This is a genomic window from Salmonella bongori NCTC 12419 (assembly GCF_000252995.1).
In the GTDB taxonomy this organism is placed as follows: domain Bacteria; phylum Pseudomonadota; class Gammaproteobacteria; order Enterobacterales; family Enterobacteriaceae; genus Salmonella; species Salmonella bongori.
Genome location: NC_015761.1, coordinates 3,157,565 through 3,173,413, shown reverse-complemented (window position 1 = coordinate 3,173,413; position 15,849 = coordinate 3,157,565). Strand labels below are relative to the sequence as shown.

15 protein-coding genes and 1 other RNA gene are annotated in these 15,849 nt (G+C 53.1%); 6 read left to right on the top strand and 10 right to left on the bottom strand.

All coding sequences use genetic code 11. The features are described 5' to 3' along the window. Positions 1-12 precede the first annotated feature (12 nt). Positions 13-408 (bottom strand): YraN family protein, encoded by a 396-nt coding sequence (locus SBG_RS14990; RefSeq protein ID WP_000057286.1) that lies wholly within the window; start codon positions 406-408, stop codon positions 13-15. Further along, positions 366-2,417 (bottom strand): penicillin-binding protein activator, encoded by a 2,052-nt coding sequence (locus SBG_RS14985; RefSeq protein WP_000249249.1) that lies wholly within the window; start codon positions 2,415-2,417, stop codon positions 366-368. The genes SBG_RS14990 and SBG_RS14985 overlap by 43 nt, the downstream gene beginning before the upstream one ends. A gap of 64 nt (positions 2,418-2,481) precedes the next feature. Between SBG_RS14985 and rsmI the strand changes: the two genes are divergently transcribed. Together rsmI and SBG_RS22840 are read left to right on the top strand one after the other, a co-directional pair. Next, on the top strand, positions 2,482-3,345 hold the full coding sequence (gene rsmI / locus SBG_RS14980) for a 16S rRNA (cytidine(1402)-2'-O)-methyltransferase (protein WP_000812280.1): 864 nt from the start codon (positions 2,482-2,484) through the stop codon (positions 3,343-3,345). Positions 3,346-3,347: 2 nt separating this feature from the next. Next, the gene (locus SBG_RS22840) at positions 3,348-3,518 is read left to right on the top strand and encodes a hypothetical protein (protein WP_020845334.1); all 171 of its coding nucleotides are present in this window, start codon (positions 3,348-3,350) and stop codon (positions 3,516-3,518) included. Here the strand turns inward: SBG_RS22840 and SBG_RS14975 are convergent. From SBG_RS14975 to garD, 8 genes are all read right to left on the bottom strand, one after another. Beyond that, complete coding sequence (locus SBG_RS14975) at positions 3,504-4,277, bottom strand: DeoR/GlpR family DNA-binding transcription regulator (protein WP_001083894.1); 774 nt, start codon at positions 4,275-4,277, stop codon at positions 3,504-3,506. The genes SBG_RS22840 and SBG_RS14975 overlap by 15 nt on opposite strands. 110 nt (positions 4,278-4,387) lie before the next feature. After that, positions 4,388-5,431: a galactitol-1-phosphate 5-dehydrogenase gene (gatD, locus tag SBG_RS14970; protein WP_000844189.1), complete on the bottom strand. Its 1,044-nt coding sequence runs from the start codon at positions 5,429-5,431 to the stop codon at positions 4,388-4,390. A gap of 43 nt (positions 5,432-5,474) precedes the next feature. Beyond that, a complete protein-coding gene (locus SBG_RS14965) occupies positions 5,475-6,848 on the bottom strand; it encodes a galactitol-specific PTS transporter subunit IIC (RefSeq protein WP_000490606.1) in 1,374 nt (457 codons plus the stop codon). 3 nt (positions 6,849-6,851) lie between these two features. Then, a complete protein-coding gene (gatB, locus tag SBG_RS14960) occupies positions 6,852-7,136 on the bottom strand; it encodes a PTS galactitol transporter subunit IIB (RefSeq protein WP_000824297.1) in 285 nt (94 codons plus the stop codon). Between the two features lie 29 nt (positions 7,137-7,165). Then, a complete protein-coding gene (gene gatA / locus SBG_RS14955; RefSeq protein WP_000080441.1) occupies positions 7,166-7,630 on the bottom strand; it encodes a PTS galactitol transporter subunit IIA in 465 nt (154 codons plus the stop codon). A 14-nt stretch (positions 7,631-7,644) separates the two neighbouring features. Further along, the gene (gene gatZ / locus SBG_RS14950) at positions 7,645-8,916 is read right to left on the bottom strand and encodes a tagatose-bisphosphate aldolase subunit GatZ (protein WP_000658733.1); all 1,272 of its coding nucleotides are present in this window, start codon (positions 8,914-8,916) and stop codon (positions 7,645-7,647) included. Positions 8,917-9,038: 122 nt separating this feature from the next. Then, positions 9,039-9,893 (bottom strand): tagatose bisphosphate family class II aldolase, encoded by an 855-nt coding sequence (locus SBG_RS14945; RefSeq protein WP_000469975.1) that lies wholly within the window; start codon positions 9,891-9,893, stop codon positions 9,039-9,041. Between the two features lie 270 nt (positions 9,894-10,163). Continuing rightward, entirely contained in the window at positions 10,164-11,735 is a 1,572-nt protein-coding gene (gene garD, locus SBG_RS14940) for a galactarate dehydratase (RefSeq protein WP_015703027.1), read from the bottom strand. Between the two features lie 515 nt (positions 11,736-12,250). Between garD and garL the strand changes: the two genes are divergently transcribed. The 4 genes from garL to rnpB all read left to right on the top strand — a co-directional run bounded on the left by garL (position 12,251) and on the right by rnpB (position 15,589). After that, positions 12,251-13,021 carry a 2-dehydro-3-deoxyglucarate aldolase gene (gene garL, locus SBG_RS14935; protein ID WP_001057713.1) on the top strand — a complete coding sequence of 257 codons (771 nt, stop codon included), beginning with the start codon at positions 12,251-12,253 and terminating at the stop codon, positions 13,019-13,021. Positions 13,022-13,046: 25 nt separating this feature from the next. Beyond that, a complete protein-coding gene (garR, locus tag SBG_RS14930) occupies positions 13,047-13,937 on the top strand; it encodes a 2-hydroxy-3-oxopropionate reductase (protein ID WP_000178102.1) in 891 nt (296 codons plus the stop codon). Between the two features lie 97 nt (positions 13,938-14,034). Then, a complete protein-coding gene (garK, locus tag SBG_RS14925) occupies positions 14,035-15,180 on the top strand; it encodes a glycerate 2-kinase (RefSeq protein WP_000706449.1) in 1,146 nt (381 codons plus the stop codon). 32 nt (positions 15,181-15,212) lie between these two features. Next, positions 15,213-15,589: RNase P RNA component class A (gene rnpB / locus SBG_RS22075), an RNA gene on the top strand. Positions 15,590-15,849 lie beyond the last annotated feature (260 nt).

Sequence of the window (15,849 nt, the reverse complement as noted above, 5' to 3'; positions counted from 1 at the left end):
TAAAATCTTCAATTATGAGTGGTCGTTAAACGCATCCCGAAACCACGCAATCTCATTTCCGGTGAAGGCTAACACATCGAACCGACAATCCACAGTATCAAAACTCCCATTCTGGCGGGCGAGCCACAAGCGGGCAGTATGTAATAATTTGTGTTGTTTGCTGCGGGTCACACTGGCCGCCGCGCCGCCATAAAGCCCGGAGCGTCGATAGCGGACTTCGACAAAAACCGTGGTTTTTCCGTCGCGCATAATCAGATCGATTTCGCCGCCGCGCTCATGAACATTGGCGGCGATAAACCGCAGTCCTTTGCGTTCCAGCCAGTGACGCGCAGCGGTTTCCCACGCGTCTCCGGTCTGTTTAGTCGTTAGCTGGCGGGAACAATCTCCCCTTGCTGGTATTTGAGCCATGATAACTTCCTGTTAATCACACAATCCGGGCTGGCGGTTAACGCGCCGGTATTGCCGTTAATCTCAAATCCTGGGACCTGACGCATCTGCGAAAAGTGGTTCGCCAGCGTCCAGGCGTCCACGCCCATGGCGTACATCCTGGCCAGAGAATAGTCATTATGTACGGCGCTCAGCGCCTGCTGCATCAACGGCATGTTGCCACCCGCCAGCATAGGGATTTCGCTGTACTGCAACCCTTCCATCTCCAGGCGGAAGTCGGGGCCGGATGTTCCCTGCGCGCTACGCGAACTGGCGTACAGCGTCGCGCCGCTCTGGCTACCGTTACGCATGGCGATCATCGGTTTGATAAACCCAATCTCTTCCGGCGTAGCCAGAATATAGACCGCGTCTACACGCCCACCGCCAGTGATCTGCGCATCGGTCGGCGGCGCAGGAATGGTTAAACCGCCAATGGTAACGCCTGGTTGCGTCGGTACGCTGGCAGCGACCGGGCTGCCCGTTAGCGCGATACCCGCACCGCCGTTCACACCCATTTTCAGTTCGGCGACAGAGCCGAATTTTTGCTGTAACACGATGCCGCCGCCCAGTTCTTGCCACTCCTGGGTGAAGGCGTTCGCCACGCGATCGCCCAGCGAACTACGTGGGATCAACAGTAGCGGCGACTGCTTGCCCTGGTCATAAATATGATGCGCCGCGTCACGGGCTTCATCTTCCGGAGAGAGTGCGAAATAGCAGATATTAGGGAAGCTGCGTACCGTTTCTGGCTGGTTGAGCGCCAGTACGTTGAGCGGCGTGTTGCTTTTCATCAGCGCTTCCACATTGTTTTTCAACAGCGGCCCGACCACGATACTGGCGCCGTCTTGCTGAACCTGGGCAAGAACCTGATCCAACGGCTGGGAAGAGGTATCGTAGATTTTCAGTTCGGCGGAAGGGTTAGCCGGCGCGCTTGCTGTCACCGGTTGCGCAGGCGCATCCTGTGTATCGCTGACTGGCGTAGCGGGCTGGGATTGAGCGTCATCCGTCAGATCGCTCACAGAGGCTTGTGACGGGCTGGCGACACCGTTCGTTATTTGTGGCTGCGAGTCATCCACGTCTGGTTCGACGGGCGCGTCAGGCGCGACGGCGGGCTGCATCTCTACTGCCTGGGTGCCGAGGTTTTTCGCGGTTTCAAAACCTTGCTGTATGGTGCGGCCAAACACGGCGGCCTGACCGTTCAGTGGTAGCAGCAGAGCGATTTTGCTGGTAGACGCAGCTTTGAAACGTTGGACGTTAACGAGTGGCGTCGGCAATATTTTCGCCCCCGGATTTTGTGGGTAGCGTTTTCGCCAGTCGGCGATCCCGGCTTTCAGCATGTCCGGATCGTTGCGGTTATCAAACCAGACACGTTGCAGATCCAGCCAGCCCTGAAGCACATTTTCATCGGCGTTGATGACCAGCGTCCGGGCCTGATCCTGCGTCATGGCGGAGAGCGCCTGCCAGGTAGCGTCGATATTTTTCTGTTTATCTTTTGCCGCCAGCAGCGGTTCCTGGGCAATTAACGCTCGCAGCAGGGTCAGCGATGGACGCCCCTGGCTGACGTCTACCTGCGCCTGCCAGTAACGCGCTTGCTGGTTTGGTGCAAAGTCAGCAGGTTTTAGCTTATCCAGCAAGGCCTGTGCGCCTGCCACATCTTTCTGCGCCAGTTTGATCTCGACAGCCAGTAGCGACTGCTCGCGGCGCTGAGTATCGTTCAGATTCTGCGGTAGTTGGTTAAACAGGTCGACAGCCTGCTGGCTTTTACCTTCTTCTAGCAATGCACGAATGGCGAGTAATTGCCAGTTGGTCTTGCTATCATCTGCGCTTTGCTGCATCTGATGCAGATAGAAGCCGGAATCAGCTTGCGCTACGCCTTGCATATAGGCTGCGCTTTGATCTGGCGCCTGGGTGCCGCACCCGGCGAAAAGCAGTGCCGCTAGGACGACAGGCAGCGCGCGCGCGGCGTTCAAACGAGAAAATGTTGAGGGTACCATACTGTATCCAGTGATATTTTTTTTACGCAATGCTCAATATTAAATCGGCAATACGGACGACACAATGAAACAAAATGAATCGGCGGATAATTCTCAGGGCCAACTCTTTATTGTACCTACTCCTATCGGGAATTTGGCTGATATTACCCAACGCGCGCTGGAAGTTTTACAAGCCGTTGATTTAATTGCCGCTGAAGACACCCGTCATACTGGTTTATTACTGCAACATTTCGCGATTAACGCCCGGCTGTTCGCGTTGCATGACCATAACGAACAACAAAAAGCGGAAACGCTGGTGGCGAAACTGAAAGAGGGGCAGAACATTGCGCTGGTGTCTGATGCCGGCACGCCGTTAATTAATGATCCGGGCTACCATCTGGTGCGTACCTGTCGCGAAGCGGGCATCCGGGTGGTGCCGCTGCCGGGGCCGTGCGCGGCGATCGCGGCATTAAGCGCTGCGGGGCTGCCTTCCGATCGCTTCTGCTATGAGGGTTTTTTGCCGGCCAAATCCAAAGGCCGTCGCGATGCGTTGAAGGCGATTGAAGCAGAACCACGGACGTTAATTTTTTATGAATCCACCCATCGTCTGCTGGATAGCCTGGAAGATATGGTGGCGGTCTGGGGCGAATCCCGCTACGTAGTGCTGGCGCGTGAGCTGACCAAAACCTGGGAGACGATTCATGGCGCGCCGGTCGGCGAACTGCTGGCGTGGGTGAAAGAGGATGAAAACCGCCGTAAAGGTGAGATGGTACTGATTGTCGAAGGACATAAAGCGCAAGAGGACGATCTGCCCGCCGACGCGCTGCGCACGCTGGCGTTGTTGCAGGCCGAGTTGCCGCTGAAAAAAGCGGCGGCGCTGGCAGCCGAAATCCACGGCGTGAAAAAGAACGCACTGTATAAATATGCGCTGGCGCAGCAGGAAGAGTAAAAGTGAGCGTCCGGGAACCGCCTTTTATCACCATCGCGTTAATACTCAATCAGGTGATTGATGTGGGTAAATTGATGGGGGCATTGGGCGGTGATAGCGGGCCGGACCTTTCCTTCGTGGCTTACTCTCGCGATCAGCAACGCATAACCGACTCCTTTTTAGACGATCATTAATTCCACGCTTGTTTTCGCTAATGCCGCTTTATCCTGTTTACTGATCGTGTCATCTGTTATCACACAGTTGATCTTGTCCATCGGCAATACCTGGTTAAAGCCGCGACGGTTAAATTTGGTCGCGTCCAGTACCGCGATAACCTTGTGCGCTGCCGCCGCCATGACGCCGCTAATGGAATAACCTTCGTTAAACGTGGTAATGCCGTTTGTCGCATCAATGCCATCTGCCCCGACAAACATTAAATCGGCGCTAATTCCGTGTAGCGAACGTTCCGCAATCGTACCGTGCATTGAATGGGTTTTATGCCGCACCGTACCGCCGCAGACCACCAATGTCAGATCTTTATTTTCTGACAGAGTAAAAGCGGCTGGCAGGCTATTAGTGATAACCGTAATATTGCTTTTCCGGGCGAGCGCTTCCGCAATCAGTAGCGTGGTGCTCCCGCTATCCAGAATGATCGTCATCCCTTCTTCAACCATTGCCGCCGCTGCCTGGGCAATCCGTTTTTTCGGATCGCTGGCGAGTTGGTACCGATCTTCCAGAATGACTTCCTGATTGTCGCCTTCCGCCAGATGACTTCCTGGTTTTGCCGCACCACCATGAAAGCGGGTGACCAGGCCTTTCTCTTCCAGCAGACGCAGGTCGGCGCGGATAGTCACTTCAGAAATACCAAAGGTATTCGAAAGGTCCATGACCAACACGCTGCCCTGCATATTAATCAGGTCGACAATTTTATTTCTTCGCTCAAAGGAGTTCATATTGATTTGCCTGATAATTAACTGTAACTAGTTTAATCGAAGGATTGCGAAAGGTGAACGTTAAATTTCGAAAGGAAGTGTGAGCCAGCGCAGGTTGCTGGCTCGTACCTTCAGGAAAGTTGAAGCAGGATTTTGCCTTGCATAGGGGCGCCATTAAGCGCTTTAACCGCTTCTGCAAAGCTTTCTGCATCGCCACGATGGGCAATGAGAGGGGAAAGTTGAAGACGTTTTTCGCTTAACAGACGCGCTGCGGTTTCCCACTCTTCGCCTGGCCACGGCGCGGAATAGTTCATCCAACTGCCGAGGAGCGTCAGTTCTTTACGCAAAATTAAGCCGAATGTGTGCGCCTGCAGAGTCAGGTCGTGGTGTAACGTACCGACCAGCGCCAACTGCGCGCGCGGCCCGGCGATATCGATAGCCAGAGAGACGGTTTGAGGAGTGCCTGCCGTTTCGAGTATCAGTTGCTCAAACTGTACGTCGGACAACGCGTTCTGAATATCGGCGGCAGTCATCTCCTGGCTGTTACAGGTGTACGTTGCGCCCAGCGCTTTCGCAAGTTCCAGTTTCTGCGGATTGATATCAATCGCCGTCACGCTGCGGGCGCCCAGTTCTCGCGCGCACTGTAATGCCAGCAAGCCAATGGTCCCGGCACCGACGATAATAACGTTTTTCCCTTCACAGCCCTGCGCCAGATGAAAGGCGTGCAAGCCTACGGTAATCGGTTCGATCAATGCGCCATCTTCAATCGGCATATCAGATGGCAAGCGGAAAAGATTGGCCCGTTTGACCACCACATATTCTGCATTACCGCCTTCGCTACGCGATCCTACAAACTGATACTGTTTGCATAAAGAAAAGTAACCACGTTCGCATTGCGGGCAGTGAAAACAGGGCAGAAGCGGGACACAAGCGACGGCATCGCCGGGCTGCATATCCGTTACGCCTGTGCCGTAGGATTCAACGTAGCCGCTGAATTCATGACCTAACGTGATAGGATAATAATGCGCGCCCTGCGCGAAAATACGTGGGATATCCGACCCGCAAAGCCCGGAACTGACGACCTTTACCAATACATCGTCGTCGGCTTGCAGTTGTGGCACAGGGCGTTCTTCGACGCGTACGTCTCCCTCAGCGTGAATAACCACTGATTTCATAACATTCTCCAGCAAGGTGAGGGGAGCGACTGCTCCCCTGGAATTAAGAGGTGGTTTGACTTTGTTGTAGAGATACGGCTTTCTCAGCCGCGACAAATTGACGGGCACGGCGCCAGGTCAGTAGTACGCCAGCCAGATAGATAATACCTATCACGACGAATCCGACGATGTTCTGCCAGGTAAACAGTTGAATCAGCAGCCAGGTGATGGGGGAACCGCCCTGATCCAGAGAGGCAACCTGACCGCCTGTTTTTAGCGCGCCGGCATTAGCGGCTAACTGGGTATGCAGACCAATCGTCTGTGTGGATATCCATAGGGTGATGCCCATGATAATCACACCGGAAATTAGCGTGCGGAACAGGTTGCCCTGGTGTACCGCGACCGCCATCGCGACAAAGAAACCGATAGTGGCAAGGTCGCCAAACGGCAGTACCTGGTTACCCGGCACTAAGACGGCAATCAGGATGGTCAGCGGTATGAATATCAGGCTGGCGGAAACGACCGAGGTGTGGCCGAGCAGTAGCGCCGGGTCCAGACCTATCAAAAACTCCTGGCCGCCAAACTTAGCCTGTAGGCGTTTACGCGCTTGTTTTGCGATAGGCGTTAAGCCATCCATGATAGGCTTAATGACACGTGGCATAAGCAGCATCACCGCCGCGGTTTTGACCGCCAGTTGCAGAACGGCTTTGGCGTCGTAACCTGCCAGTAAACCAATGACTATCCCCATCACGAAGCCAACGGTGACCGGCTCGCCAAAGGGGCCGAAGCGTTTTTGAACATCATCTGCACTGAAGTGAATACGATTAAGGCCCGGAATTTTTTCGATAACCGTATCAACGAGAACTGCTACGGGGCCAAGATAAGCGGAGGAACCATGCGGGATAGCAATCCCCTCCAGGCCAAAATAGTCGCGGGTATCTTTGGCAAACCAGTCTCCCAGCTTGTAGACAAAGGCGGCATGAACCACCACGCCCAGAATCCCCAGCCAATATGAGCCGGTCGCCAGGTGCAGCATGGCGCCCGTGAAAGTCATGTGCCAGATATTCCAGATATCGACGTTCACCACGCGCGTCATGCGAGTTACCAGCATCAGGACGTTAACCCCGATGGCAACGGGAATCGCGACCAGCGCAATTTGCGATGCCCAGGTCATCGGTGATGAGCCCGGCCAGCCTACGTCAATAACATGGAGGTTGATTTGGAAATGCTCCGCCATGGCTTTTGCCGCCGGGCCGATGGAGTCCAGCATCAGGCCAATGACCAGACCAATACCTACAAAGCCGATACCAATATGTAAACCCGACTTAAAACAATCCCCAAGCTTCATGCCGAGCAGTTTAGAGAACACGATGATGACCAGAGGCAACATCACCGTGGGCCCTAAATCGAGGATATAACGCATTATTTCGCTAAACATACGTTACCCCATGAGAATAGACAGAATTTTTTGCTGCAAGGCCTCGATCCCCACGCCGGAAACAAAAGGCATACCGTGAACGACGGGAATATCACCGAAAGTACGATCGACGCGGGCGGTGGTACAAATAAGATCGGCGCCGTCCATATAGGTTTCGATTTCGTTTACCCGGCACTGTACTAAATCAAGTTCGATACGGTTGGCTTCACACAGCTCTTTAATTTCTTCCGCAGCCATCGTTGAGGTTGCAACCGCACCGCCACAGGCCACAATTACTTTACGTTTCATAGGGTATTCCTCTTATTATCAATTTATTATCAAACCTGTACGCACTGCTCAGGTTTAAGGATGGTTTTCTGAAAGCGTATCGCCAGTTCGCTGTCAGGCGCGCTTAACAGGACATCGAGGGTATTCGGATTTTGTAGCTCACTAAACAGGCGGCGCAGAAGCTTTAGCTGTGCCGCAGGGTTCTCAACGATTAAAGCGATGATTAACGAAACGGCAATCTGTTCATCATCATCCGCTTGTTGAAACATGACCGGCTTATCTGGACGAATCAGATAGATAGCGGGAGATTTCGCATGAATCGCCTCGCAATGAGGGATAGCGACAGCGTGACGTTCCAGCGCAATACCGGTGGGAAAAGACGCTTCACGTTCCACCAGCGCTTGCGGATAACTGTCGTGTACCACACCTTTCGCCAGCATCTCTTTTCCAATGTGCGCCAGCGCCTGTTGGCACGAGTCGAATGCGATTCCGGTTCGGACAAATAGTTGGCTCATAGACTCTCCATTATTCAGGCGATATCCGGCGTACAACCAAAGCGGTAGGCGCGCAGAACATCCTGAATTTTGTCAATAATCAGGTTATGCGGCGTGGGGGTGAGCACGCCCTCAGACAGGCGTTCAAACTGTACGGGCATAAACTGGCTAATTAATCCCAGCGGCAATGTGACGTTATTCAGATTGGCGAGTAACTTCTCTACGCTTTGACGAATACGCGGGTGCGGCCAGTAATAGCGAATACGGTCAGACAGACTAAAGTGGATGTCGACCATCGCCTGGCTCCAGGTTGGACGGTAGTATTTTTTCCAGTAGCCGGGCTCGTTTAGCATAACTTCATCAATGACCTCCAGTACCCGACTACGTTGTTCTGGCGAGATCAATTCGTTTTCCATTTGTGCGAGCGCAAAAAGGGCTTCGCGCAATGCAAATGTGAGCGCCGGACCAACCTTCAGAATGGCGTAATGATCGCGTACCAGTGCACGATAGGCTTTTCGCGTCTGATAATCGGTCGAATGCGCCTCATAGACCATCGGCGTTTTTTTGATCCAGGTGGAAAGGGCTTTAGCGGCCTGTGGTTGATAATGAATAATCTGCGTGTGGTCGAACTCAACGCCTGGCTGTACGACAATGGCGATAATACGGCCTACCGCCTCGTCCAATCCTAAGGCGTGAAACGCAACCTGATGGGTTTCCAGCGTACGGGCCGCATCCTGGTCGCGGGTAACATGAACGGTACCAATGGCGCTGGCTTCTCCCCCAGGAACGGGAACTTCAGTGCCAATAACGTACGTTAACTGGTGTTTTTGCTCATCAGTCGCTGTCGTTTCCGCTGCATGGCAAAGCAGGGCGGCGCGTTCAGCAACGACCATTGGGTCCAGCGGTGTGGGGTCGTCGGCGCAGGACATAGAGGCGTCAAGATGGATTTTGCTAAACCCGGCAGTGACGTACGCTTTAATGAGCTCAACAGATTTTTCCATCGCCGTATCCGCGGGTTCGTTTTGCCAGCAGTTAGGTCCCAGGTGATCACCGCCTAAAATAAGTCGCTCGCGCGGAAAACCCACCTCCTGGGCGATGCCATAGACAAAATCACGAAAATCAGCAGGTTTCATACCGGTATAACCGCCAAACTGGTTCACCTGGTTAGACGTCGCTTCAATCAGAACCTTATTGTCGGTATGCAGATCAAAACGTAATGCAGATTCAATCACCAGCGGATGTGCTGAACATACAGAACAGATCCCTATCTGTTCCCCTGCTTTGTGACGAGAAATTATTTCTTTCACTTTTGGCTCCGATATCTTTTGTTTATCTTCATAATATTTTTGGTTTGAAGGCAAAGGATAATAATGGCTTTCGTGATCCCGCTATTGAAAACGTCCTTTGCCGTGCTAAATCCGGGATACTTTTAGAGCTTCCCTTCACAACCGCAGTCGGCAATCACTTTGCGAACAACGTCTTTCATGGCCGCTTTCGCCGGAATCATGTAATGCCGGGGATCGCTGGCGTCCGGGTGGTGTGTTAAATAATTTTTGAGTGCGCCGGAAAAGGCGATTTTGAGTTCGGTCGCGACGTTAACCTTGCAGATGCCCAGTGAGATAGCGCGTCTAATATCGCGGGTCGGCAGACCAGAGGCGCCGTGCAAAACCAGGGGAGCATCAACTCGCTGACGAATTTCCGTCAGCCGTTCAAAATCAAGCTTCGGCTCAGCGGCATAGAGGCCGTGAGCGGTGCCGATAGCAATGGCTAACGAGTCGATGCCTGTTTTTTCTACAAATTCCCGGGCCTGTTCCGGATGGGTATAGAGTGCATCTTTGCCGTCAACAATAAGATCGTCTTCCTGCCCGCCGAGACGCCCAAGTTCGGCTTCCACGCTGACATCGTAGCGGTGGCAGTAATCAACCACGCTTTTTACCAGCGCAATATTGTCGGCAAAGGGAAAATGCGAGCCGTCGATCATGACTGAGCGTACTCCTGCGGCGACTTTCATTTTGATGTCAGCTAATTTTTCATGATGATCGAGATGTACCGCGAGAGGGTGGTTCCAGCTTTTCGCCAGCTCTGCGGCAATGGCTACAATATTGCCGACGCCAGCGTAGCTAAAGGTGCCTGGTGTACCGGCGACAATCAGCGGAGAGCGCAATTCTGCCGCGGTTTCCACCACCACTTGTAACGTCTCGAGATTGTGGATGTTAAATGCCGGCACAGCATAACCTTCCTGCTGCGCCTTCCTGAGCATTGTTTTGCCTGAAATGATAAACATCCTTCCTCCGAAATCTTTCGTTTGTTTTCTTCGAAAGAATCTATAGGCTTTCGGAATGTTTTTTTGTGATTATGATCTGATAAATGAAAGTTTCGAAAGAAAATGTAAGGCGACGAAAGACAGACGTAAAAAAGCATGTCGGGTGGACATGCTTGTATAAGGGTAAAATGATGTAAAAATACCGGGTAGCGTTGGCGCTTACCCGGCCTACAGGATTGTGTGGTTATCCCAGGCCGGACAAGGTGTGGTTGCCCTCCGGCATTGCCTGGATCAGGTTACTGGCGCCGGGTTGAACACCGCCAATTGATTATGTAAGCCCCACTGGTCAGAGAACGTCTTTTTCCGGCCACTGGCGACATCCAGAATAAAGTGGAATAACTTCCAGCCTACGTCTTCGATGGTCTCTTCTCCTGTGGCGATGGTGCCCGCATTGATATCCATTAAGTCATACCAGCGGTTCGCCAGCGCGGTACGCGTCGCCATTTTAATGACCGGCACCGCCATTAGCCCGTACGGCGTACCGCGCCCGGTGGTGAACACCTGCACGGTGATACCGGAGGCAACCTGCTGCGTGCCACAAACAAAATCGCTGGCAGGTGTTGCCGCGTAAATCAGTCCGCGTTTGGTCGGTCGTTGGCCTGGCGACAGCACTTCCACAATGGCGCTTTTGCCGGATTTGGCGATCGAACCCAGCGCTTTTTCCACCACATTTGCCAGGCCGCCTTTTTTGTTGCCAGGGGACGGGTTAGCGCTGCGATCGGTTTTCCCCATATCAAGGTAGTTATCGTACCAGGCCATCTCTTCCAGCAGGCGCTTGCCCACCTCTTCGTTAACGGCGCGAGGCGTCAGCAGATGGATGGCGTCGCGTACCTCGGTGACTTCCGAGAACATGACTGTCGCGCCGCAGCGTACCAGTAGATCTGAAGCGTAGCCTACCGCCGGGTTGGCTGTGACGCCAGAAAATGCGTCGCTGCCGCCGCACTGCATCCCGACCACCAGTTCGGAGGCCGGACAGGTTTCACGCTGACGCTGATTGAGTGTCGCCAGGTGACGTTCGGCAACCCGCAAAATATCATCGACCATTGCTTTAAAGCCGACATGCTGCTCGTCCTGTAGACGCACAATGCTGGCGTTTTCAAGAGGAATAGCCGGGATATCATCAGTACCCTCCAGTAGTCGCTCCGGCTGAAGTTTCTCGCAGCCGAGGCCAATCACCATGACTTCACCGCCAAAATTGGGGTTGAGCGCAATATTATGGATCGTGCGAATTGGCACCACCGCCGCCGGCGCGTTGATGGCCACGCCACAGCCGTACAGATGGTTCAATCCCACGACGCCATTCACATTCGGGTATTTGGGCAGCAGATCGCGCTCTATCACTTTCACCACATAATCGACCACGCCCGCCACACAGTGTACGCTGGTAGTAATGCCAAGCAGATTTTTGGTGCCCACGCTGCCATCGGCGTTACGATAGCCCTCAAACGTGTAGCCTTCCAGCGGCGGCAGTGCTTCAGGGACTTTGGTTGCCAGCGGCAGTGTATTTAGCGGCGGCGCTTTTGGTAGTTCAACCAGTGATTCGTCGATCCAGCTTCCACATGAGATGTCGCGTACCGCATAGCCGATCACTTCGCCGTAACGAATGATTTCGCCATGAGCGGGGATAGTTTTCAGGGCGACTTTATGACCTTGCGGAATATGCTCGATCAGTTCCAGTCCGTCCGGGAAACATGTTCCAGCTTTTAGACCATTGTCATTAACAATAATGGCGACATTATCAGTTTCGTGTACTTTTATATAAAACGCCGATGGGGATTTCTGGCGAATTTCGATGTTGGCCATGTTCAGCATTCTCCAGCCTGGATGATAAAAATTATCTATTTTGGTTATGATTAAAACGCGAAAGCGATATATAAAAATTACTCATAATGAAATAAGAATGGCAGGAGTATAAAAATAAGAATGTGATCCAGATCACCACAGATCATGAAACTTTTGGTGCGAGGCAGACAAAGCGTAAATATGTGCATCAGCGCCCAGTGTCATGGGCGAATGCTTAAAAATAAGCGCTGAATTTCGTCTTCTTAATGAGCATTTGCACAATGATTATCCGCGTCATGCTGTTTATACTAAATAGCAAATTACGTATATCTGGCGAGTTATTTAAAAGTACCAGGATAATAATAAAAAGTGCCAATGTTTTGGTGAAATATTATGACGCAATGTGTGGTTATCGCCATGGAAATAAAATGCGAAACTCCGTACTGAGTTTGAAATGACCATTTATGGTCGCCGCTATAAGTAGTGGCGGCGGCAACATATCCAGATAATTAAAGAAATAAGCGAAGGTATAATCGATGAATAACGCTATTTTCCCAAATAAGTTTAAAGCTGCGCTGGCGGCTCAGCAGGTACAGATTGGCTGCTGGTCTGCGCTGGCCAGCCCAATCACCACCGAAGTGCTCGGTCTGGCGGGATTCGACTGGCTGGTGCTGGATGGCGAACATGCGCCGAACGATGTAACCACTTTAATTCCGCAGTTATTGGCATTGAAAGGCAGTGCCAGCGCGCCTGTGGTACGTGTGCCGACTAACGAACCGGTCATTATCAAACGGATGCTGGATATCGGTTTTTATAACTTCCTGATCCCCTTTGTTGAAACGCAAGAGGAGGCGGTTCGCGCCGTCGCCTCTACGCGTTACCCGCCGGAAGGCATTCGCGGCGTTTCCGTTTCTCACCGCGCCAACATGTTCGGCACGGTGCCTGATTATTTTGCGCAGTCGAACAAAAACATCACCATTATTGTTCAAATCGAAAGCCAGCTGGGAGTCGATAACGTTGATGCCATCGCTGCAACAGAAGGCGTTGACGGTATTTTCGTCGGCCCCAGCGATCTGGCCGCCGCGCTGGGTCATCTCGGCAATGCTTCTCACCCTGAGGTGCAGCAGACGATTCAACATATTTTCTCCCGCGCCAAAGCACACGGTAAACCGTGCGGCATTCTGGCGCCGGTAGAGGCGGATGCCCGTCGTTATCTGGAATGGGGCGCGACCTTTGTCGCCGTCGGCAGCGATTTAGGCGTCTTCCGTGCCGGCACGCAGAAACTTGCCGACGCTTTTAAAAAATAATTCTGGTATGAAAAGAGAGCACGTTATGACGATGAAAGTTGGCTTTATTGGCTTAGGCATCATGGGGAAGCCCATGAGCAAAAACTTACTGAAAGCTGGATACTCATTGGTGGTGTCTGACCGTAATCCTGACGCGATTGCTGATGTCATCGCTGCAGGCGCAGAAACAGCCTCTACGGCGAAGGCAATCGCGGAACAGTGCGACGTCATCATTACGATGCTGCCTAACTCTCCGCACGTGAAAGAGGTTGCGCTGGGCGAGAACGGCATCATCAAAGGCGCTAAGCCGGGAACAGTGTTGATTGATATGAGCTCTATCGCGCCGCTGGCGAGCCGTGAGATTAGCGATGCCCTGAAAGCAAAAGGCATTGCGATGCTGGATGCCCCGGTCAGCGGCGGAGAACCTAAAGCCATTGATGGCACTCTGTCCGTCATGGTCGGCGGCGACAAAACGATTTTCGACAAATACTACGATCTGATGAAAGCGATGGCCGGTTCTGTGGTGCATACCGGTGAAATTGGCGCAGGTAACGTCACGAAGCTGGCTAACCAGGTGATCGTCGCGTTGAATATTGCGGCGATGTCTGAAGCGTTGACGCTGGCGACCAAAGCAGGCGTTAACCCGGATTTGGTTTATCAGGCAATTCGCGGCGGCCTGGCGGGCAGTACGGTACTGGACGCGAAAGCGCCAATGGTGATGGACAGAAACTTTAAACCGGGTTTCCGTATCGATTTGCATATTAAAGATCTGGCGAATGCGTTGGATACCTCCCACGGCGTTGGCGCACAGTTGCCGCTGACCGCCGCGGTGATGGAAATGATGCAGGCATTACGCGCGGATGGATACGGTCACGATGACCATAGCGCCCTGGCATGCTATTACGAAAAACTGGCGAAAGTGGAAGTCACTCGCTAATGACGTTGTGCCCGGATGGCGTATCGCGTTCCGGGCCTGAATTGTTGGCCGGATAAGTGAAACGCCATCCGGCGTTGTGCAGTAACAGGCTACCACTATGAAAATCGTAATTGCCCCGGACTCTTACAAAGAAAGCCTTTCTGCTGCGGAGGTAGCGCAGGCGATCGAAAAAGGATTTCGGGAGATCTTTCCCGACGCGCAATATATTTCTGTCCCGGTTGCTGATGGCGGAGAAGGAACGGTCGAGGCGATGATTGCTGCCACACAGGGCGCTGAACACACCGCATGGGTGACCGGGCCGTTGGGCGAAAAGGTGAAAGCCAGTTGGGGGATTTCCGGCGACGGCAACACCGCCTTTATTGAAATGGCGGCGGCCAGCGGACTGGCGCTGGTGCCGCCAGAAAAACGCAATCCTTTGATTACCACCTCGCGAGGAACGGGAGAGCTGATTTTGCAGGCGCTGGACAACGGCGCAAGAAATATCATTATCGGTATTGGCGGCAGCGCGACGAATGACGGCGGGGCAGGGATGATGCAGGCATTGGGTGCAAAACTGTGCGATGCAAATGGCGCAGAGATTGGCTATGGCGGTGGGAGCCTTAATCACCTCAGTCACATTGATATTTCAGAGCTCGATCCCCGTTTAAAACTCTGCGTTATTCAGGCTGCCTGCGATGTCTCTAATCCACTGATTGGCGACAACGGCGCATCACGCATTTTTGGGCCGCAAAAAGGCGCGACCGAAGAGAACATTCTTGAGCTGGACAGGAATCTTGCTCACTATGCCGATATCATAAAAAAATCGCTGAATGTTGATGTAAAGGCGGCGCCCGGCGCAGGGGCGGCAGGCGGTATGGGCGCGGCGTTAATGGCGTTTCTCGGCGCGGAGTTACGCAGCGGGATCGACATTGTCACGGCGGCGTTGAACCTCGAGGATCATATTCACGATTGTACACTGGTTGTTACCGGAGAGGGGCGGATTGATAGCCAAAGCATTCGCGGTAAAGTGCCGGTGGGTGTGGCGAACGTGGCGAAAAAATATCATAAACCGGTGATTGGTATTGCTGGCAGCCTGACGCATGATGTCGGTGTCGTGCATCAGTATGGTATTGACGCCGTCTTTAGCGTACTTACGCGTATTGTGACGCTGGAAGAGGCTTTTCGGGGCGCGTTTGATAATATTTATCGGGCGTCAAGAAATGTTGCTGCCGCTCTGGCGATAGGAATGCGCAGCGCGGGGTGACAAAGTCGCGCGAACCCTCTATACTGCGCGCCGAAGCTGACCAGACAGTCGCCGCTTCGTCGTCGTCCCTTTCGGGGGAGACGGGCGGAGGGGAGGAAAGTCCGGGCTCCATAGGGCAGGGTGCCAGGTAACGCCTGGGGGGGAAACCCACGACCAGTGCAACAGAGAGCAAACCGCCGATGGCCCGCGTAAGCGGGATCAGGTAAGGGTGAAAGGGTGCGGTAAGAGCGCACCGCGCGGCTGGTAACAGTCCGTGGCACGGTAAACTCCACCCGGAGCAAGGCCAAATAGGGGTTCATAAGGTACGGCCCGTACTGAACCCGGGTAGGCTGCTTGAGCCAGTGAGCGATTGCTGGCCTAGATGAATGACTGTCCACGACAGAACCCGGCTTATCGGTCAGTTTCACTTATTTATAAAACCCGCTTCGGCGGGTTTTTGCTTATCAGACCCGGGAGCATGTTGCCTGAACGCTGCGCTTAGCCGTTATGAGGATCTGTACGCCGGGTTGGCTGGATAAAACGCCCCGGCGTCGCTATCCGAGCATTAATTGGCTATCGCGGTTATATCTTATTTCCCGTTTTGTGATATGCAGCACAAAAATCTGGTATCGATTATTTTTTCAAGAGAAATGAAAGGCAATCGATCTCCTTCACGAAATTACACACTGA